The organism is Deltaproteobacteria bacterium (genome assembly GCA_026129095.1).
In the GTDB taxonomy this organism is placed as follows: Bacteria; JAGRBM01; JAGRBM01; order JAGRBM01; family JAHCIT01; genus JAHCIT01.
The window spans coordinates 93,291-112,148 of the sequence record JAHCIT010000004.1 but is presented as its reverse complement, the minus strand read 5'-3'; the positions used below and the strand labels follow the sequence as shown (position 1 = coordinate 112,148).

General features: G+C 66.3%; 19 protein-coding genes. 13 read left to right on the top strand and 6 right to left on the bottom strand.

The features are described from left to right. Nucleotides 1-4: 4 nt before the first annotated feature. Nucleotides 5-2,395 carry an ABC transporter permease subunit gene (locus KIT79_07175; protein MCW5829082.1) on the bottom strand — a complete coding sequence of 797 codons (2,391 nt, stop codon included), beginning with the start codon at nt 2,393-2,395 and terminating at the stop codon, nt 5-7. 224 nt (nt 2,396-2,619) lie between these two features. Next, nucleotides 2,620-3,435 carry an SDR family oxidoreductase gene (locus tag KIT79_07170; protein ID MCW5829081.1) on the bottom strand — a complete coding sequence of 272 codons (816 nt, stop codon included), beginning with the start codon at nt 3,433-3,435 and terminating at the stop codon, nt 2,620-2,622. Between the two features lie 247 nt (nt 3,436-3,682). On the opposite strand from KIT79_07170, the gene KIT79_07165 reads away from it, so the two are divergent. The 8 genes from KIT79_07165 to KIT79_07130 all read left to right on the top strand — a co-directional run bounded on the left by KIT79_07165 (nt 3,683) and on the right by KIT79_07130 (nt 9,321). Next, the gene (locus KIT79_07165; GenBank protein MCW5829080.1) at nt 3,683-4,594 is read left to right on the top strand and encodes a heme A synthase; all 912 of its coding nucleotides are present in this window, start codon (nt 3,683-3,685) and stop codon (nt 4,592-4,594) included. 11 nt (nt 4,595-4,605) lie between these two features. After that, nucleotides 4,606-5,463 (top strand): heme o synthase, encoded by an 858-nt coding sequence (cyoE, locus tag KIT79_07160; GenBank protein MCW5829079.1) that lies wholly within the window; start codon nt 4,606-4,608, stop codon nt 5,461-5,463. A gap of 16 nt (nt 5,464-5,479) precedes the next feature. After that, nucleotides 5,480-6,433, top strand: coding sequence for an ABC transporter ATP-binding protein (locus KIT79_07155; protein ID MCW5829078.1), 954 nt, complete (start codon nt 5,480-5,482; stop codon nt 6,431-6,433). Further along, nucleotides 6,433-7,224 (top strand): ABC transporter permease, encoded by a 792-nt coding sequence (locus tag KIT79_07150; protein ID MCW5829077.1) that lies wholly within the window; start codon nt 6,433-6,435, stop codon nt 7,222-7,224. Before KIT79_07155 ends, KIT79_07150 begins: the two co-directional genes overlap by 1 nt. Before the next feature lie 37 nt (nt 7,225-7,261). Then, nucleotides 7,262-7,972, top strand: coding sequence for an SCO family protein (locus KIT79_07145; protein ID MCW5829076.1), 711 nt, complete (start codon nt 7,262-7,264; stop codon nt 7,970-7,972). Next, on the top strand, nt 7,972-8,463 hold the full coding sequence (locus KIT79_07140; GenBank protein MCW5829075.1) for a DUF420 domain-containing protein: 492 nt from the start codon (nt 7,972-7,974) through the stop codon (nt 8,461-8,463). Before KIT79_07145 ends, KIT79_07140 begins: the two co-directional genes overlap by 1 nt. Before the next feature lie 69 nt (nt 8,464-8,532). Next, entirely contained in the window at nt 8,533-8,733 is a 201-nt protein-coding gene (locus KIT79_07135; protein ID MCW5829074.1) for a hypothetical protein, read from the top strand. Nucleotides 8,734-8,811: 78 nt separating this feature from the next. After that, nucleotides 8,812-9,321: a heme-copper oxidase subunit III gene (locus KIT79_07130; GenBank protein ID MCW5829073.1), complete on the top strand. Its 510-nt coding sequence runs from the start codon at nt 8,812-8,814 to the stop codon at nt 9,319-9,321. A 16-nt stretch (nt 9,322-9,337) separates the two neighbouring features. Here KIT79_07130 and KIT79_07125 read toward each other — a convergent pair whose 3' ends face one another. Next, nucleotides 9,338-10,102 carry an NUDIX hydrolase gene (locus tag KIT79_07125; protein MCW5829072.1) on the bottom strand — a complete coding sequence of 255 codons (765 nt, stop codon included), beginning with the start codon at nt 10,100-10,102 and terminating at the stop codon, nt 9,338-9,340. A gap of 91 nt (nt 10,103-10,193) precedes the next feature. On the opposite strand from KIT79_07125, the gene KIT79_07120 reads away from it, so the two are divergent. Together KIT79_07120 and KIT79_07115 are read left to right on the top strand one after the other, a co-directional pair. Beyond that, complete coding sequence (locus KIT79_07120; protein MCW5829071.1) at nt 10,194-11,036, top strand: SUMF1/EgtB/PvdO family nonheme iron enzyme; 843 nt, start codon at nt 10,194-10,196, stop codon at nt 11,034-11,036. 46 nt (nt 11,037-11,082) lie between these two features. Beyond that, on the top strand, nt 11,083-12,900 hold the full coding sequence (locus KIT79_07115) for a hypothetical protein (GenBank protein MCW5829070.1): 1,818 nt from the start codon (nt 11,083-11,085) through the stop codon (nt 12,898-12,900). A 327-nt stretch (nt 12,901-13,227) separates the two neighbouring features. Here the strand turns inward: KIT79_07115 and KIT79_07110 are convergent, their stop codons facing one another. Then, entirely contained in the window at nt 13,228-14,079 is an 852-nt protein-coding gene (locus tag KIT79_07110; GenBank protein ID MCW5829069.1) for an undecaprenyl-diphosphate phosphatase, read from the bottom strand. A 148-nt stretch (nt 14,080-14,227) separates the two neighbouring features. Between KIT79_07110 and KIT79_07105 the strand changes: the two genes are divergently transcribed. Together KIT79_07105 and KIT79_07100 are read left to right on the top strand one after the other, a co-directional pair. Then, the gene (locus KIT79_07105) at nt 14,228-15,073 is read left to right on the top strand and encodes a DUF481 domain-containing protein (GenBank protein ID MCW5829068.1); all 846 of its coding nucleotides are present in this window, start codon (nt 14,228-14,230) and stop codon (nt 15,071-15,073) included. A gap of 6 nt (nt 15,074-15,079) precedes the next feature. Beyond that, a complete protein-coding gene (locus KIT79_07100) occupies nt 15,080-16,156 on the top strand; it encodes a hypothetical protein (protein MCW5829067.1) in 1,077 nt (358 codons plus the stop codon). A gap of 201 nt (nt 16,157-16,357) precedes the next feature. Here KIT79_07100 and KIT79_07095 read toward each other — a convergent pair whose 3' ends face one another. Then, nucleotides 16,358-16,705 carry a hypothetical protein gene (locus KIT79_07095; protein MCW5829066.1) on the bottom strand — a complete coding sequence of 116 codons (348 nt, stop codon included), beginning with the start codon at nt 16,703-16,705 and terminating at the stop codon, nt 16,358-16,360. A 269-nt stretch (nt 16,706-16,974) separates the two neighbouring features. Here KIT79_07095 and KIT79_07090 point away from each other — a divergent pair, with 269 nt between their 5' ends. Further along, nucleotides 16,975-18,372, top strand: a complete 1,398-nt coding sequence (locus KIT79_07090; GenBank protein ID MCW5829065.1) for a HAMP domain-containing histidine kinase — start codon at nt 16,975-16,977, stop codon at nt 18,370-18,372. Between the two features lie 20 nt (nt 18,373-18,392). Here the strand turns inward: KIT79_07090 and KIT79_07085 are convergent, their stop codons facing one another. Beyond that, nucleotides 18,393-18,773 carry a response regulator gene (locus tag KIT79_07085; protein MCW5829064.1) on the bottom strand — a complete coding sequence of 127 codons (381 nt, stop codon included), beginning with the start codon at nt 18,771-18,773 and terminating at the stop codon, nt 18,393-18,395. Nucleotides 18,774-18,858 lie beyond the last annotated feature (85 nt).

Here is an 18,858-nt window from a genome sequence, read left to right as displayed (position 1 = left end):
GGTCCTAGAGCTTGGCGTAACGCTCGCGCAGGCGCTGGCGGATCAGTTCGGCCAGCGTGTTGACGGTGAAGGTCAGCATGAACAGCAGGAGAGCCGCGACGAACAGCGTCCGGTAGAGCGTCCCGCCGATCGGCGCCTCGGGTATCTCGACGGCGATGTTCGCTGACAGGGTGCGGAAACCGGCGAACATGTCCCAGTCCATGATCGGGGTGTTTCCGGTGGCCATGAGCACGATCATCGTCTCGCCCACGGCGCGGCCGAAGCCGATCATGATGGCCGAGAAGATGCCGGGGCTCGCCGTGGGCAGCACCACCTGCGTCACGGTCTGCCAGCGGCTCGCGCCAAGCGCCAGCGACGCGCTGGTCAGGTGCCTCGGGACGTTCGAGAGCGCATCCTCGGAAATCGCGAAAATGATCGGGATGACAGCAAAGCCCATCGCCAGTCCCACGACGACGGCGTTGCGCTGATCGTACCGGATGCCGAGCGTGCGGTCGAGCCACCGCTCGAAGTTCCCGCCGAACACGAGCTTTTCGATGGCCGGGCTCATCTCGACGCAGGCCCAGATGGTGCTGACCAGCAGGACGGCCATGATGGCCACCTCGACCCCGGCCGGGTAACGGTTCCGGATGGCGCGGGGAAGGGCCATCCAGACGCGGCTCGCGGCCACGGCGACGAGCGGCAGGACGATGAACATGGCGATGAAACCGGGGAAGATCTTCTGGAGCAGGGGCGCGAGCCACAGGCCGGCCAGGAACCCCAGGACGACGCTGGGGAGCGAGGCCATCGTTTCGACCATCGGCTTCACATAGCCCTTGATCGTCGGGTGCATGAACTGGGAGGCGAACATGGCGCCGAAGACGGCCAGCGGAATGGCGAGGATCAGCGAGTAGAAGGTTCCCTTCAGCGTGCCGACGAGCAGGGGCAGCAGGCTGATCTTGCTCTCGAAGTCATCGGTTCCGCCCGTTGACTGCCAGGTGTAGTCCGGCTTGGTGTAGCCCTCGTACCAGATCTTCCCGAACAGGGCCTTCCAGCTCACTTCCGGGTGGGGATTCTTGATCCGGTAGCCGGCGAGCTTCCCCGGTTCGGCGACATAGGCGTAGTCCGACTTGGGCGAGAAATACATGCCGGTGGGCGCGTCCAGCACGGACCGGCCCTGCCACAGGGTGCGCTCGGAGGTGGAAAAGTTGAGCGAGATCAGTCCCGTCTGGTCAATGACGAGGAACGCCCGGTCCCGCTTGGAAGGCGCCAGCATCGCGATGGGGCCCGGATGGCTGGGAAAGTCGCGGATCCGGGTCAGCCGGAACTCGTTGGAGTCCTGTTCCGGCCGGACCCGGAACCAGATGCTCACGTTCCCGTTCGCCTGCCCGGCCACCAGCGAGCGGCCGCCGATCAGCATGGAAAGCGCCGTGACGGCGGACGGCCCGGCCGACACCACTTCGGGCTCGCCCGGCTGCCCCTCGGCCAGCCGCCAGTAGACGATCTGACCCTCGCTCGTTCCGCCGTAGAGGTCGCGCTGCTCCTCGTCGAGCATCAGGACCGTAAGGTGGTAGGGGGATTCGGCGGCGTACTCGTCAATACTCTCCTCGACTTCGCCCGTGAAGCTGTTTTTCTCGGTCACGCGCCGGACGATGGAGATTGTCCCGTCCGCAAGCTGGGCGACGGCGGTGGTGATGCCGTACCGCTTGCTGTGATGGGCGGTATACACGCCGAACGGGCGGCCCTCACCGTCCATCAGCAGCTCGATCGTTTCCGGGAAGCCGGGGGTGATGACGCGGGTGCTACCCTCGAAGCTCACGTCCCAGTCAACCGGCTGGATGGCGATGCGGCCGTCGGACGTGGCGGCGGCGAAGATCTGCGTGCCGGGAATGGTGGCCGACGAGACGATCTTCGGCGGCGGCATCTCCGGGAGCAGCGGTTCCAGCGGGATGGAATGGGTGGTTTCCTCGGCGCCCGTTTCGATGTTGATCACCCGGATCACGCCGTCGGGCCCCATCATGGCCACATGGGTGTTGTATTCGTCCCCGAGCAGCGCTCCGTTGGCGTGGGCGGGAATGTCGTAAACATGGTCCTGGGTGACTTCGGCGGCCTTGAGGAGCGGCAGCACCGTAAAGACGATGAACAGCAGGATGCCGAGGATGCTGGCGATGATCCCCAGGCCGCCGAACTGGACGAGGATGGCCGCTGTCCGGTCGATCAGTCTCCGCCGGTGTGCATGGCGCCCCATTTTTTCCAGCGGCGGTGGCTGTCCGGGCGTGCCGTTGGCGTCGCTCATGGGCGGATGCTCCGGAGCCACGCCGCCCGCAGGCGGCGGAAAACCCCCGGTTTTACCGGGGCCGGTTTCCTGGCGGGTGGTTTCACTGCCCATGTTCTGTCCGGTCTGTTGGCGAGGCGGCAAGACAGCTCGGCTACTCCTGATATAAGGAACCTGGCGGGTCCGGCCTTTCCGGACCGGGCAGACACTAAGAAACAGTTGTGACGAAACTGTGACGGCGGGGTGGTGAATCTGGAACGGCAAAAGGGGGCCGTTACCCGTGGTCTGGCTAACTGATTGAAATAACTATCTGAAACGGGAAAGACGCCGGCCGGTACCGGTTGTAACAATTGCCCGGCGGGGGGCCCCTAGAACATCCCTTTCACCAGCGTCGAGCCACCCTCGACCATGATCGACTGGCCGGTAATGTAGGAACCGGCGGGAGAAGCGAGGAAAGCGAACAGGTTGCCGATATCCTCGGGTTCGCAGACGCGGCCCAGCGGAAAGGCCGGCCCCAGCTGGCTCACTTCCTTGAACCCCATCGGCTTGACCACCTTGAGGCCCATGTCGGTATTGACCAGCCCCGGCAGGATATTGTTCACGCGGACGCGGGCCTGGGCCTCCTCGCGGGCCAGCATGGTCATCAGCCCTTCGAGGGCCGCCTTGGCGACGGCGTAGGGGCCCATCTTGGCGCTGCGGGTCTGAGCCAGCACGCTGGAGATCATCACGATAAGGCCGTGCTTCTGCTCGTGGAAGATCGCCGCCGCCTCGCGGGCGCAGTAATACGCGCCGAGCAGGTCCACGGCGAACACCCGCTCGATCTCCTCGTCGGCCGTCTCGCGCACGAACACCGCCTTGGAGGCGATGCCCGCGTTGATGGCGGCCGCGTCCAGCCCGCCCAGGAACTCTTTTGCCCCGGCGAAGACGCGCTTGACGTCGGCCGGTTTCGACATGTCCCCCTGGAGGGCCGTCGCCTTGCGGCCGAGCTTCTGGATTTCGGCCACTGTCTCCGCCGCGGCCTCGGCGCTTTTCACGTAGTTCACCGCCACGTCGGCTCCGGCGCGGGCGCAGGCCAGCGCGATGCCGCGCCCGATGCCGCGTGAACCCCCGGTGACGAGCACCTTCTGTCCGGTGAGGTCAATCTGTGGCGCGGCCGAGGCTGCCGAAGCGGAAGAAGCGGTCATGGTCGTTGACTCCCTGCCTGGATCAGGCAGGCGTGAACCTAACCGGTTCATGGGGGCCGTAGGCAAGGAAAATCTTGCTCTGCCTCCGTCAGAAACCCAACTTGTCTCACGGGTTGCCGGGGGTTAGGGAAACCCGGCGCCCGCTGGCGGTGCGCGTTAATCTTCTAAGGGCGGGCCCCCAGGGGCCTGCGGGAGTTCCTTCTTCAACGGAATCATGTGGGCGTACCGAACCGCTCTGGCCACCGTGGTGGCGACCTTCTTTCTGCTGATCGTGGGCGGCCTTGTGCATGGCACGGGCGCCTCGCTCGCCTGCCCGGACTGGCCCACCTGCCACGGCACCCTGATGCCGGAGATGACGGGCCTCGTCTTCTATGAGCACGGGCACCGGCTCGTCGCCTCCGCCGTGGGACTGATGACGCTCGTCCTGGCCGGCCTCATCTGGACGGGATTCCGGGAAAACCCGGCCCTCCGGTGGCTCGGCGTCACGGCCGCCGTGCTGGTCATTCTTCAGGGCCTGCTCGGAGCGGCGACGGTGATCTGGCGGCTTCCGCCGGCCGTCTCGACCGCGCACCTGGGCACGGCGATGGTCTACTTCGGCCTGCTCGTCGTGATTGCCTTTCTCACCCGGCCGGGCCGCCCCGTCGCCGGCGTGCCGGAGGGCGAACTGCATCCGTTTCCGGCCATCCGCCGCTGGACGGCCGTCTCCACCGCCGTCGTCTACGTGCAGATCGTTCTCGGCGCGGTCGTCCGCCACACGAACGCGGGGCTCGCCTGCACCGGCTTTCCCCTGTGCGGCGAGACGGCCTGGCCTGCCGGAGCCGTCTGGGTCCACATGGGCCACCGGATTGGCGCGCTCCTTGTCATCGCCGCCGTGGTGATGCTCGTTCTCGTGATCCGCCGGGAGGCCCCCCTCCACCGTGCCTTCAGGACGCTGCGCGTGGCGCTGCTGGTGATGCTCGCGGTACAGGCGGGGCTCGGCATTGCGAGCGTCTTCACGCGGCTCGAACTGGTCACGGTGACAGCCCACCTTGCCGGCGGGGCGGCGCTGCTGGCGCTTCACGTCGCCGCCTGGATGGTGAGCCGCGAGGCAAACCGGTTCGGAACGCCGCTGGCGGCTGAAACGGTCACGGGAGGGGCACGGCCATCGGAAGCGATCTGACACCCCCGGCGATGGACCTGAAGGCGCTCGTCGCGCTCACCAAGCCGCGCATCCTGGTGACGGCGCTGGGAGCGGTGGCCGTCGGTGCCTACATCGCCCCGCAGGCGCCTGGGCCCGGCGTGCTGCTTGGGTGCCTTCTCGGAATGGGACTCGTCGTGGGCGGGGCGAACGCGCTCAACATGTACCTGGAGCGGGACATCGACGCCCGCATGGAGCGGACCCGCGGGCGGCCCCTGCCGGCCCGCCTCCTGTTGCCCCGGACGGCGCTTTATTTCGGCATGGGCCTCGCAGCCGCCGGGATTCCCGTCATGACGTTCGGCGTGAATGTCCTGTCGGGCCTGCTCGCCGCGCTGTCGCTCATCTCCTATGTGCTGGTCTACACGCCGCTCAAGCAGAAGACCTCGTTCGCGCTTCTTGTGGGCAGCATTCCCGGTGCGATGCCGCCGCTCATCGGCTGGACGGCGGCGACGGGACGGCTCGAACTGCCGGGCATCGTGCTCTTTTCGATCATGTTCGTCTGGCAGGTACCGCACTTCCTGGCGATCTCGCTGTTCCGTTCCGACGAATACGCCCGCGCCGGCCTTGTGCTGATGCCGCACGAAACCGGCGAGCGGAAAACCCGGCTCCAGATCGTCCTGTGGTCGGCGGTGCTGGTGCCAGTGAGCCTGCTGCCGTTCATGCTGGGCGTGGCAGGGGCCCTCTATCTCCTGACGGCGGTGGGCCTTGGCACGGCGTTCTTCGTCTGGGGCCTCAAGGGACTGAAGGAAACCCAGCCGCCCGCCTGGCCCCGCCAGCTCTTTGCCCTCTCGCTCGTCTACCTCGTCGGGATTTTCGCGGCGCTCGTTGCAGACAGCGGGGGCCGCCTGTAAGTAGGGTCAGCCTGCCATGAGCGAAACCGCCACCATCTGTTTCCAGGCCGAGGGGCTGACCCACCGCTACGGCGACCGTCTGGCGCTCGATCACCTTTCGTTCGAGGTAATGCGCGGCGAGGTGTTCGGCTTTCTCGGCCCCAACGGCGCGGGAAAAAGCACGGCGTTCCACCTGCTCACGGGCCTTCTGCCGCTCCGGGAAGGCCGGATCATCCTGAACGGAAAACCCGTCCACCCCGATGAGTGGTCCTACCGGGCGAAACTGGGCGTCGTGTTTCAGAAGCCGTCGGTGGATATCCAGCTTACGGCGCGGGAAAACCTCGCCTTCGGCGCGGCGCTCTATGGCATCCGCGGCGAACAGGCAGGCAAGCGGATTGCCGAGGTGCTGGAGTTCATGGACCTCACCGGGCGGGCCGGCGGGAAGGTGGCCGAGTTTTCCGGCGGCATGCGCCGCCGCCTCGAAGTGGCCCGCGTGCTGCTGCACAACCCCGCCGTCCTCGTCATGGACGAGCCGGCGCAGGGCCTCGACCAGGCGACGCTGCGGCGGCTGTGGGAACGGATCCGCCGGCTGTGCGAGACGACCGGCCTCACGGTGCTGCTGACGACGCATCACCCGGAGGAGGCCGAATACTGCGACCGGCTTCTCGTTCTCGATTCGGGCCGGTGCGTGGCGGTGGAAACCCCGGCGGCGCTGAAGAAGCAGGTGTCGGACGATCTCATCGTCATTGACGGTGACGGCCTTGAGGCCGCGCAGGCGGAGATCGAGGCGGCGCTGTCGCTCAAGGGCCGGGTTTCGCCCGAAGGGCTGCTCATCGAATGCCCGGACGCGCACAAGATGGTGCCCCGCGTGGTGGAGGCGTTCCCGCGCGGCCGGTTCCGGTCGGTGGGAATCCGCACGCCGACGCTGGCCGACGTCTTTGCGCGGCTGACCGGACACAGCCTGTCGGAAGCCGGGGAGGGCGGGGACTGATGGAAGGACAAAGCGCCCTCAGGCTGAACCTGTCAGCCGTCTACGTGCTGTGGAAGCGCGACATGGTTCGCTTCTTCCGCCAGCGGAGCCGCGTGGTGGGCGCGCTCGGCCAGCCGGTGCTGATGTGGTTCGTCCTGGGTTCGGGGCTCGCGGGATCGTTCCGGGTTCCGGGGGCCGGGGACATGGACTACCACACCTACTTCTACCCCGGTGTCGTGGTGATGATCGTGCTGTTCACGGCCATCTTCACGACGATCTCCGTCATCGAGGACCGGCACGAGGGCTTCCTCCAGGCGGTGATCGCCGCACCGGCGTCGCGTGCATCGCTGGTGATGGGGAAGATACTGGGCTCGACCACCGTTGCGATGCTCCAGGCGGCGTTTTTCCTCATGCTGGCCCCCCTGGCCGGCTATCCGTATGGCGTCATCGAATGGTTCGTGCTGGGGCAGGCGCTTTTGCTCACGGGGATGAGCCTGACCGCGCTCGGCTTCGTCATCGCCTGGGTCATCGACAACGTGCAGGGCTACCACGCGATCATGATGATCGTGCTGATGCCGCTCTGGCTCCTTTCCGGCGCGGCCTTCCCCGTCGAGGGCGCAAGCCCGTGGATGCAGTGGGTGATGAAGCTCAATCCCGTCACCTACTCGGTGGAGGCCGTCCGGCTCGCCATCGCCGGAAGCCGCGGGAGCCCGCAGCTCCAGGTCATGCTCGCCCGCGACATGATCATTCTGATCGTCTTCACCCTGTTCATGCTGACGTCGGCGGTGATGTTCTGCCGCCGCCGGGTATGACGGCCCGTTCCCGCCAGCCACCGGAGGTTACAGCGCCATGACCACGGAAACCCTGCCTGCTCCCGACACCGCCGCCGCGCCGCGGGGCCGCCCGCTCCTGTGGGCGGCGTTCGTCCTGTTCGTGCTCGCGGTCCCGGTGACCGCCTGGCTGCTCCAGCAGAAAAGGACCGGAGACGCCCCGCCGCCGCTCGCCACGCTGCCGGGGTTCTCGCTCACGGCGCAGGACGGCCGGGTGATGACGCTGGAGGATTTCCGGGGGCGGATCTGGGTGGCGAACTTCATCTTCACCAGTTGCCAGGGAGCCTGCCCGCTGCTGACGCAGAAGATGGCCGGCGTGCAGAAGTGGATCGTCGAGGCCGAGAAGGAGAGCCGGTCGGGACGTCTGCCCATCCTGCTCGCTTCGTTCACGGTGGACCCGAAGGTGGACACACCGGAACGGCTCACCGCGTACGGCGACAAGTACGGGGCAGACTTCGGCCGGTGGCATTTCCTTACCGGGCCGCTGCCGGAGATCGAACGCACCGTCGTCAAGGGCTTCCGCATGAGCATGGATGCCGGCATGAGCGGGATCGAGGACGGGCGCGACGCGCCGAGCTTCGAGCAGGCCTATGACATCATGCACGGCGAGCGGTTCGTGCTGGTGGACTGGCAGGGCCGCATCCGGGGCTACTACGTCACCGACCGGGAAGGGCTCGGAAACCTGAGCCGGGATATCAGGTCGCTGCTGGCCGAGATGGGTGCCGGCTGATGCTGCACCGGGGGTTTCCGCCCGAAGGCATCGGCCCGACGCTGGCGCTTCTCAATGCCTGCCTGAACTTCACCTCGTTCGTCCTGCTCATGACCGCCTGGCGTGCCATCCGGCGGGGGGACCGGGCGACCCACAAAAGGCTGATGCTGGCGGCCATCACCGTCGCCTCGCTGTTCCTCATCTCCTACGTCACCCGGATGACGCTCACCGGGACCACCTACTATCCGGGCGGCGGATGGCTGAGGACCGCTTACCAGTGGGTGCTCGGCACCCACACGGTGCTCGCCATGAGTCTCGTGTTCCTTGTCCCCCGGGCGGTGTTCCTCGCCCTGAAGGAGCGGTTCGCCGAGCACAAGCGGATCGCCCGGTGGGCGTTCCCCATCTGGGTCTACGTATCCATAACCGGGGTGCTGGTGTATCTCATGCTCTACCAGCTCCCGCTGTTGCCCCCGGACCGGGGACCGGCTACATCGCTCCTGCTTGCGCCCTGACCGCCGGGGCCTTCATGCAAGGGCCGTGCGGCAGGTGGAATCCAAGATCCTTAAGGAACGGGAATTGTTATGGCCTTCAAGTTTCTCCGCTACGCTGGCATCCTCTTTTTCATCCTGACCGTGGTCGCCCTCGTCAAGCTGTTCGGCACCGACGTCCCGTCCGAACGCGAGCACGCCATCGTCATGGTCGCGCTCTTCTCGCTGCTCGGAATGATGGGCTTCAGCCTGTCGTTCACTGAAAACGTCGAAGACCCCGAATACATGCTGTAAAAAATCCGCGTGGTACCTGACGCGAGCATTCCGCCCCGAACGGGCTTCAACATCTCCGGCCGGGAGATGGGAATGATCATGCTGCTGATCACGGAGATCATGCTGTTCTCCGGCCTCATCTCGTCGTATTTCTACCTGCGCGGAGCCCACCGGGTCTGGCCCCCCTTCGGCGCCAGCGAACTGAGCACCGCCGTCCCGGCAGTCGCCACGGCGGTCATCGCGGCCAGTTCGGCGGCGCTCCTCTTTGCCCAGGTGTCGGTGCGGCGCGCCGACACGGGCGGCACCCGGATCGGCCTCGGCATGGCCGTCTTCATGGGCGCGGTGTTTCTGGCCGCGATGGTCCACGAATGGACCGTGACGGACGTGAAGATCAGCCAGGGGATTTTCGGCGGAACCTACTACCTGCTTACCGGAGCCCACATGCTGCACGTCGCCGTGGGGATCGGCTTTCTCGTCAACGCCTTCGCGGGAAGCCTTCAGGGCCGGTACACGGCGAAAAACCACTTCGGCATCAGTGCCGCCGGCATCTACTGGCACTTCGTGACGATCGTCTGGATGATCCTGTTCCCGGTCGTTTATCTGTACTGAGGTTCTGAAATGACCCTTAACCCACCGCCGGCTGCCCGCGGCGGCGTTCGAGGTCGCGGGCGAACTCGTCGCTGGAGTATCCCCCCAGCAGTTCCTCCACGGTCCGGTAGCGCGAGAGCCGCTCGATTGTCCGCCGGGTGGGGGGCATGAGGCCGATCCGGCCCTGCCGGGCGGCATCCAGCGCGTCTGCGGGCCGCACCCACAGGGAACTGACCGCCTCGCCCGGCGTGTGGACGAGTTCGATGGGCTCCTCCAGCACGGTGAGGAAGAACCGGGTGTCGAACCGCCGGGGCCGTCCCTCTGGCGTGCACCAGTGATCGAAAAAACGGAGCCGGGGAGCGGAGAGTGCGAGGTCGAACTGTTCCAGGAGTTGGGCGAAGCCGGTCCGTCCCTGCTGGACTTCGAGCCGCCAGGCGCGATCCAGCTCGGCGATCCGCTCCGGCGCGAGCGGCGCCCCCCGTTCCAGCGCGAGGAGAAGCCCCGCCTCCTCGAACAGTTCCCGGATCGCCCCGACCCAGAACGCCCCGGCGGGAATCTCCCCGCAGGAGACAAGGCGTGCCGCCTCGGCGGGATCAAACCCCTGGAGCCGGCCGAGGATTTCCGGCCGTCCGTCGCCGGGTTCGATCCGGCCGCCCGGAAAGACGTGCTGGCCGGGGGCGAACTCCATCGTGAGCGGCCTGCCGGTGAGGAACAGTTCGAGGGCTCCTTCTGCGCTGTCCCGGACGAGTACGGTGGTGCTCGCGGGTTCGGGGCTGGCGATGGGCTTAGACGCTGGATTCATTGATGTTTCCGGCTGCCGATTTCGGGCCCGGTTTCTTGACTACCGGCGGCCGGGTGTCGATCATGCCCGTTCCCCGGCTGGATATAAAGGGATGCACAGTATCTGGATCATAGCGGCGGCACTGGCCGTCTCCGCGTTTCCCCTCCGCGCCCAGGAGGCGAAAGAGGACGCCTACCGTCCCCGTACACCCTCGCCGGGGGAGATGGTGCCGATCAAGCCGGGCCAGTACACGACCGGCGATGCCGGGGGGCTTGCGGCCGAGCGGCCGGTCCGGCGCGTGACGCTTGGCTACTTCCAGATCAGGAAAACCGAAGTCACCTATGCCGACTACGCGGGCTGTCTTGCCGACGGAGCCTGCACCGAGCCCCGCGAATACATCGACCGCCGCAACCCGGATCTTCCCGTGGCGGGCGTCTCCTGGTTCCAGGCGCGGGATTTCTGCCTGTGGTGGGGCGGGCGGCTCCCGTCGGAGGCCGAGTGGGAAGCCGCGGCGCGGGGGCCATCGGGCAACCGGTTCCCCTGGGGCAACGAGTTTGAGTGGACGCACGGCAACTTCGCCGACGGCGAGCCCTTCGCCTTCGGCCGGACCGACCGGCACGACGAGGTGGCCCCGGCGGGATCGTTCCCCAGGGGAGCCACCGAAACCGGTTTAATGGACATGGCCGGAAACGTGGCCGAATGGGTTGGCGACTGGTTCGATCCGGTCTATTACGGACGTTCGCCGTCCCAGAACCCCAAGGGCCCGCCAGCGGGCCAGCAGAAGGTAATCAAGGGCGGTTCGTACCGGACCGTGGCGGCCGACAACCGGCCGTCGCCCTACCGGGCGGCCGCACGGGCGTCGCTGCCGCCGGAAATGGCCCGGCCGGACGTGGGGTTCCGGTGCGTGTTCGACGGCAAGGATCCGATGGAGCTGACCGACCCGGAAAAGCCGTAAGGGACATGGATGTGCGGTTGATGATATTGAGGGAGTGGAACGAAGCGTGAAGAAGACGGCAGAAGCAAGCAAGGTGGTTACGGCACGCCGGGCGCTGACGGCGCTGGCACTGGCATCGCTAGGGGCCTGTTCATGGTTTTCAGGGCAGGGCGACAAGAGCTACACCGAAAGCGAGCCGAGCTGGGAAGAGATGGCTCCGCCGCCCCCGGAGCGCCCGGTGGAGGAAACCCCGCCAGCGCCGGCAGCCTCCGAGCCTGTTCCCGCTGAACCTGTTGCCGCTGCCGAAGCTGCGCCGGAGGCCGCGCCAGACCCCTCGACCGGAACGGCGACTGAACCGGTCGCGGAAGCCGCCGCTTCTCCCGCTCCGGCTCCAGCAGAGGTGGCTGCGGCAGAGACTCCCGTGCCCGAAGCCGCTCCGGCGGCGGCAGAACCAGCGGCGGAAAAAACGGTTATCGCCAAACCGGCCGCACCGGCACAGCAGGCTCCGGCATCAGCCGCACCCCCGCCAGCCGCACCCGCACAACCGGCTCCGGCACCAGTAAAAGCGGCTGAAGCTCCACCGGCTGCGCCGCCTCCGCCGGTGGCCGAGGCACCCGCGCCGAGAAAGCCGTTCGTCAGGCCGCTCAACCGCGACGTGGAGCCGGTGCTGATCGTTGGCGAGCAGCTCGGACCGTTCCTCGGACGGCCGATTTCGTCCATCCGGCTGCACGCGATCCGGGCGAGGGGGATCGAGCCCATCCCGCTCCAGATCGACGAGCGTCACCCCAAGGGCGAATACGTTTTTACCGACGGCCCCGACAAGGATCATGACAAGGACCGCGGCCTTTTCGACGCCAACGACGAACTGGTGTTCATGGCGTTCGATCTCGGCGACCGGCTGGAGAACCTCGATGCGTTCCCGGCCCACAAGGGAAACAGGCCGGCGGTGATCCGCGAACTGGTGATCCGCGATCCCGTGGACGGAAAGCGCGGCTATGCCTACCTCACCGCCTGGGATGGCGAGGCCCCCGCCTACAGCCGGACCGACTACGTGACCTACAAGGTGGCCGAGGATCTGGTGGAGGCGACCTCGTTCGCCATCGGCTTCAACAAGGACACGCCGTTTGCCATCGACCGGGCTTCCGTCCGGCTCCCCAACGGCAAGTTCTCGGAAAACCGGGTGGACATCCTCAAGATACGGCTCACCTCGACGTTTTTCCGTTTTTATGACTTCAACCGCAACCAGACCGACTTCGGCTCCAAGACGGCCGCGTGGATCGACGGGCCCGTGCGTGCGATCCTGCACAAGGGGATCAGCATCCGGATGATCCTCGGCCTCCAGTCGCCGAAGATCTGGAACGACACGGTCTTCTATCCCTATGGCCTCGAATACGGCTTCGACATCTGGTCGCCGTTCGCCATCGGGACCGTGGCCTCCAAGTTCGAGATGTATTCAGGAATGGATTTCCGCGATCTCCGGGGCGGGACTTTCTATACCAACGGGATGGACAAGCCCTTGACGATCACCGGCAATCCGAAGAATCCGGAGATCGCAAAGGTGAACGCGATCCCGGAGGAAAACCGGTTCGCGGCGATCGGCTGGGAAAACTCCTACTTCCTCATGCGGATCAACATCCCGCCGGAAATCCCCATCAAGCTCCACGCCTACCTGGTGGATGACCCGGACCTCATTGACGCGCCCGAACGGTTCCCCGGCGCGGTCCCCGGCATGTATTTCCGGATGGAAGACTGGCTGAAGGTGAAGCAGACGAAGTTTTCCATCGTCACGAGCGTCCATGTCACCGACACGTTCACGCCGGGCCAGGAAAAGCTGTTCTTCACGAAACTCGACAAGCCGCCCGCGCTGGAAAAGCCGCTGGAGTAGGGGGGCTGCCCGGGAGACGGCGGCTCCAGAAAACAGCGCCGCCACTCCCCGTGCGGATGGTTCCGTGAGGGGGTGGCGGTGCGTTTGTACCGTTCAGCGCGCTACTTCTTGCGGCGCTTGCGCATGTTGGCGCGCTTTTTCTTGCCCACTTTCCGGCGGCGGCGCTTCTTGCCGGGCTTGGGGTTGTATTCCTCGACGAACGGATTGAAGTGGAGCATTGTCCCTCCCTTGTGAGGTGCTCGGGGTGGCCTTTCAGGACCACCGGGCGGGGGATAGTAGCGTCATTTTACACGGAACCAAGGGTTTTCGGGGGGAATTTTTCCGGCCCTACATCAGCACGTCCCGGACGAACAGGAATAGCGACAGGGCTCCCGTGTAGACGGCGAACCAGTACAAACGGGCTCCCTGGATGATGCGGACCAGGAACCCCAAGGTGAGAAATCCCGTGATGCCGGAAATGACGGTGCCGGCGGCGGCCGCCGCGATCGTGATGTCGCCGCTGCGGAAACCCTCCATGAGCGGACCGGTCGTGAAGACCGCCGCGCCGAGCAGGGCCGGTATGGACATGATGAAGGAAAACCGCGCGGCGGTTTCCCGCTCCAGCCCCATGGCGAGCGCCCCGGCGACGGTGGTCCCGGAGCGCGAAACCGCCGGCAGGATGGCGAGCGCCTGCAGAAGGCCCGTGATGCCAGCCTCCCTGACGCCGAACTGGCCGGGCCCCTTGCCACCCGCCAGCCTTCGCGCCGCCCGCTGTCCCCAGAGCACGAAGGCCGTCGTGATGGCGAACTCGATCCACAGGTAGCGCCCGCTGCCGAACACCTCCTCGAAGAAATCCCCCAGAAGGACGGCAGCGATGATCGCCGGGACCGTGGCAATCACGGCCATCCAGGCAAAGTGCCCAAGGGGCCAGCGGCTGCCGGATCCCCTCCACTCCTTCGGTCCGGCGAGCGCCAGACTCACGGCCTGCCGGGTCATGGGGACCAGCTCGCGGCGGAAGAAGAACAGGACGGCGGCGAGCGTCCCCTGATGCAGGAGCACGTCAAAGGCGAGGATGGTCGTGGGGGGGATGTCGAGTCCCAGGTACTGCTGGGCAAGCACAAGGTGTCCGCTCGACGAGACGGGCAGGTATTCGGTGAGTCCCTGGATCAGGCCCAGGAGGGCGGCGTCGGCGGTGGTCACAGGAAGGGGTGTAGCAAGGCGGGAGAAAAGAAGGGAGTGGCGGGGGGTGTTTTCAGAACGGTCCCCGTGCTATGGGCGTGATACGTTTCAGCCATTAAAAGGATGAAACCAGAAGGAACTTTCAGGGATGATCCGGGGACGTTTGACGATGAAGCATTATGCAGCGGGACTGATGCTGGCGCTGGGCATGTGGCTCCCGGTCCGGGCTTTCGCGCAGGAAGCGGGGGAGGCCCCGCCGGCGGCCGAAACTCCAGCAGCCGAAACTCCGGCAGCCGAGCCGCCTCCTCCGCCCTATACATGGAAGGCCGCTGCGGAACTGGGCCTTCTGCTCACCACCGGTAATACCAAGTCCACCAGCCTGAACGCTGGAACGAGCGGCGAGCTGGCCCACGGAAGTTTCATCCACAACGGCCATTTCAAGGCCCTCTATACCCGGAGCTTCGACCAGGCGACCCGGCAGACCAAGACCAGTGCCCGCCGGTACGAGCTGTTCGGCAAGTCGGCTTACAGCCTGACCCGGCGGCACTACCTGTTCGGCACAGGCGAATACATCAACGACAAGTTCAGCGGGTTCGAATACCAGGTGACCGAGACGGGCGGCTACGGCATCAGGATCGTGGACGAGGAGAAGGTCCAGCTCAGTCTCGAAGGCGGACCCGGCGGACGGCACTCCAAGCCGTTCGGCGCCATCCGCAACGACGACTTCATTGGCCGCGCCGCGCTCAACTTCCTCTGGAAGATCAGCGACACGGCGGAGTTCAGCGAGGTCGCCTCGACCATCTTCGGCCCGAAATCCGGTGGCGGGATCATCACCGATTCGACGACGGCACTCTCGGCCAGCATCGTGGGCCGGCTTGCGCTCAAGGTGGCGTTCAACATCCGCTACCTGACCGATCCGCCGCAGGACACGAGTGTTGTCCCGCCGGCACCGCTGCTGTTCAAGAAGGATATCGACACCCGCACCACGGTGAACCTCGTCTATACCTTCCAGTAAGGGGCCATGTTCAGCCACGTCCACATCCAGAACCTTCGCCAGTACCCGGGCCGGGTGGTGACGCTGAAGGGCTGGGTGGTGTCGGCCGTTCCGGCGGGCGAGGGGGGCATGCTGCTCACCGTCCGCGACGGCACGGGCCAGGTCCGGTGCATCGTCTCCAGCCGGGACATCCCGCCGGACCAGTGGGACGCGGCCCGGAATCTCACGCCGGAAAGCTCGCTCGCCGTGACGGGCAAGGTCCTGGACGGCGCCGCCGGGCAGGAACTGAAAGTGACCGGTATCGGCCTGTACCAGGCGGCTCCGCCGCTCGTGGCCTCGCCCTCCCCGGAAGCCCACTGGCACCTGTGGGCCCGGACGCCGGAGGGACAGGCGCTGCTCCGCATCCGCAACGCCGCCGGGAAGGATATCCGGGACTACTTCGACTGGAACGGATACGTGCAGGTGGAGATGGCCGAACGCACGGTCGCACGCGGGTTCGGCCCCGGCGCGGCGTGCCGCCTCGACGCCGCCGCACCGGCCCTTGGCAAGGTGTTCTCGATCGCTCCCGTGCAGCGGGATTCCGGCGGCGGTCCCGCCGCCGGATGGGACGTGGAGGCGCGGATCGCCTTCGCCGGGATCGAGGACGCCATGAACGTGGCCGAGGATTTTCTCTCGTACCTGGTCCACCGGCTGGCCACCGAGCAGGCCGACGATCTCCGCACGCTGGGCCGCAACCCGGTGCCGCTCAACTTCGTGAAGGCTCCGTTCCCCCGCCCCGCCCATGACGATCCGCCGTCCCCGGCCGCGCCGGAGCGGCCGGTGTTCCTGAACCGCCCGCCGGCCCTTCCCGCCGACGCGCTGGTGAGACGGGACGCGCAGGGGCGGGCGCTGTCGTTCGACATCTTCGCGCCGGAGGGCTTCGGCTGGATCGGCGCGGGCGCCGAGTACGAGACCGGCCTTGAGACGCTCTCCCGGCAACTGCGCGAGAGCGGCGGCCCGGTGCCGGACTGGTATCTTGATCTCAGCCGTTACGGCGCCGCCCCGCGTGCCGGATTCGCGGTAAGCCTGGACCTGTTTCTCCGCTGGTTCGCAGGTTCCCGCTAGGCGGCGCGGCTGAGGCGGACGGCCGCTGCTGGAGCCACCGCTCCAGCGCGGTGGCGGTCGTGCCTACCCGCCCCTTCGTCCCCGGCCCAAGCCGCCAGACGGGAAGTGCCTCCGTGCGGATCCACCGCTTGAGCGTGCTCGGCGAGCAGCCGAGGTATTGGCAGATCGCCTTGTGTCCCACGATGTAGCCGCTCATGGGTGTCAGCTCTCCCCGGCGCCGTCCAGTTCGGCCAGCTTCTCCAGATAGCGGCTGAGACGGTCCCGCGCCCGCCCGGTCCGGGCGGCCGCCCGCTGGGGCGACCACTGGCCGCCGAACCGGACCTCCGCGGCGGCGGCGATCTGCTGCCAGGAGTGACCCGTGGCGCGAAGCCGGCAGAGCAGATAGTCCTCCGGTCCCAGTTCCGACTGGATCTTCGCGTCGAGCCAGATCACCTCCTCCCGTTCGGCGCGCAGTTCCCTGGCGGTCTTGCCCGGCATCTCCCTTGGGTGCGATGACGGCGCGTGATCGATCCGGTCCCGCGCCGGCAGGGGATTTCGTCCGTTTCCCATGCGATAAACCCTCCCATTCCTGTGGATACCGTAAGTAAACCGTATGTCAGGGCGTGACACTGCCAGAAATCAAAGCAATTACAGATATTTGCGCGGGGATTTTTCCGGAAAAAACAGCCGGGGCTTTTAATGCGGGTACCTGTCCCTTTAGACTGGTCCCGAATCGTTCTGGTCTTGGGGATTTTCTGCGGCGGCTCCGGTTGGGAAGGGCGGGGCTGGCAGCGAACGGGTACTGCTGTCTGGAAAATGGCAAGAACACCACGCCCGATGTGACCGGATCGGTAGACCGTACGCTCCCGCTCCCTGCGCCTCCCGCGGCTGATCCGCGTTTCAGGCTGTTCGACCGGACGCTGGGACGTCTCCTGTTCCTCCTGTCGGTCTCGACCGACTTCGCCGACAACTCCGACGACCTCTACCGGCAGCAGCGGATCGCCTCGGTGATCCGGGCCATGGTTTCGGGCGGGATCGTCCTGGCCGCGGCAATGCTGCCCGCCTTCTATGACGAACTCCCGGCGGTCATGGCCTACGCCGGTGCCAGCGTCGTCGGCGCGGCACTGATTTTCCTGAGGATACAGCCCCGCGCCATCGTGATGCTGATGGGCGTGTTCGACACGGCCATCATTACCTACTGTGTGCATCTCACCGGGTCGCTGACGACGGTGGTGGTCGTCCTCTATCCGATGCTCGTCATCCTGGGGACTCTGTTCGCCGGCATCTGGACCGGGCTTTTATACGCCTTCATGACGACCTGGGCCTATGCGGGGATCATCATCGCCGAGGGGCTGGGCGTGATTCCCTACTCGCCGCTCATGGGACACGAATACCCCTACCTCCATGCGGCCGGCATCCCGACGTACCCTGTTGTCGTCATCACGGTGGCGCATCTGGTGAACTTCGGCGGCGTGATGATGGCCGGGCTCGTCGTCTATGCGCTCGAAAAGCGGCGCCGGCTGGCGCAGGAGGCGTTCCGCTCCCGCACGGAACTGGCGGCCATCTGCTCCCATGACCTGAAGAACCTGCTGGCCGGAGTTGCCGGACACACGGAACTGGCCGAGATGCGGGTGGCCACGGGCGACATGGCGGGCGTGCGGGGCAGCCTGAAATCGATCCGAGAATCGGGCGACCGGATGATGGAGCTGGTGCGCGACCTGCTGGACCTCGCCCGCCTCGAAGCCGGGCAGATCGTGCTCTCCCGCAGCCGGTTCAGCATCGTCCGGACCGTGCAGGGATCGGTCCATTCGCTGAAAGCCGCCGCCCAGTTCCGGAAGATAGACCTTCAGGTGGAACTCCCGCCTGAAGACATCGAGGTCACGGGCGACCAGTCGAAGGTGATCCAGATCCTGACGAACCTGGTCCAGAACGCCATCACCTACACGCCAGAGGGCGGGACGGTTCGCGTGGCGGTGGAAACCCCCGGCCCCGGCTGGGTCCGCATTTCGGTGCTCGATTCGGGGCCGGGCATCTCGCCCGAGGACGCCCTGACGCTGTTCGATACCGATGCGCTGCTCCGCCGCCGCAAGGGCGCGGGCCGCTCGTCCCTCAGCACGGGCCTCGGACTCAACATCGTCCGGCGGCTCAGCGAACTGCACGGCGGCCGCGTGTGGGCCGACACGAACCGTGCGTCGGGCGAAGGCGCGGGCTTCTACGTCGAGCTTCCGGCTGGATAGGCACCGGACCGCTACAGTGTCTAGGCCAGCTTGAGATGCCGCTTCACGGCGTCGCGGAGCGCGTTCACATGGACCGGCTTCGGAATGAACTCGCTGAATCCCGCCGAACGGGTGTAGGCGTCCTGGCTGCGGGCGCTCACGGCGATGACCGGCAGGGTTTCGCATCCGGCGGACTTGCGGATCTGCTGCGTGGCCGAGACGCCATCCATTTTCGGAATGTTGATGTCCATCAATATCATCGCGGGCCGCTCGGTGAGGGTCAGGCGGACTGCATCCTCGCCGTCGCCCGCGTACAGGAACTCCACCGGAAGATCCTTGAGGGCCTTCTCGTAGAAGGTCTTCATGAACTGGTTGTCCTCGACGATCAGGACGCGGTTCAGCTTCTTTGCGGCTTCGCCCATACGATGCCGGAAGTGTAAACCGGGAACCGGGGCCGGGGGAGGGATTTTTTCAAACCTTGCGAAAAAAACGCCGCGGACTGTCGCA

Coding starts and splice junctions, on each gene's coding strand:
- KIT79_07170 (MCW5829081.1), bottom strand. CDS start 3,435: ATGACCGCTTCTTCCGCTTCGGCAGCCTCGGCCGCGCCACAGATTGAC.
- cyoE (MCW5829079.1), top strand. CDS start 4,606: ATGGACCTGAAGGCGCTCGTCGCGCTCACCAAGCCGCGCATCCTGGTG.
- KIT79_07155 (MCW5829078.1), top strand. CDS start 5,480: ATGAGCGAAACCGCCACCATCTGTTTCCAGGCCGAGGGGCTGACCCAC.
- KIT79_07150 (MCW5829077.1), top strand. CDS start 6,433: ATGGAAGGACAAAGCGCCCTCAGGCTGAACCTGTCAGCCGTCTACGTG.
- KIT79_07145 (MCW5829076.1), top strand. CDS start 7,262: ATGACCACGGAAACCCTGCCTGCTCCCGACACCGCCGCCGCGCCGCGG.
- KIT79_07140 (MCW5829075.1), top strand. CDS start 7,972: ATGCTGCACCGGGGGTTTCCGCCCGAAGGCATCGGCCCGACGCTGGCG.
- KIT79_07135 (MCW5829074.1), top strand. CDS start 8,533: ATGGCCTTCAAGTTTCTCCGCTACGCTGGCATCCTCTTTTTCATCCTG.
- KIT79_07130 (MCW5829073.1), top strand. CDS start 8,812: ATGCTGCTGATCACGGAGATCATGCTGTTCTCCGGCCTCATCTCGTCG.
- KIT79_07125 (MCW5829072.1), bottom strand. CDS start 10,102: ATGAATCCAGCGTCTAAGCCCATCGCCAGCCCCGAACCCGCGAGCACC.
- KIT79_07120 (MCW5829071.1), top strand. CDS start 10,194: ATGCACAGTATCTGGATCATAGCGGCGGCACTGGCCGTCTCCGCGTTT.
- KIT79_07105 (MCW5829068.1), top strand. CDS start 14,228: ATGAAGCATTATGCAGCGGGACTGATGCTGGCGCTGGGCATGTGGCTC.
- KIT79_07100 (MCW5829067.1), top strand. CDS start 15,080: ATGTTCAGCCACGTCCACATCCAGAACCTTCGCCAGTACCCGGGCCGG.
- KIT79_07095 (MCW5829066.1), bottom strand. CDS start 16,705: ATGGGAAACGGACGAAATCCCCTGCCGGCGCGGGACCGGATCGATCAC.
- KIT79_07085 (MCW5829064.1), bottom strand. CDS start 18,773: ATGGGCGAAGCCGCAAAGAAGCTGAACCGCGTCCTGATCGTCGAGGAC.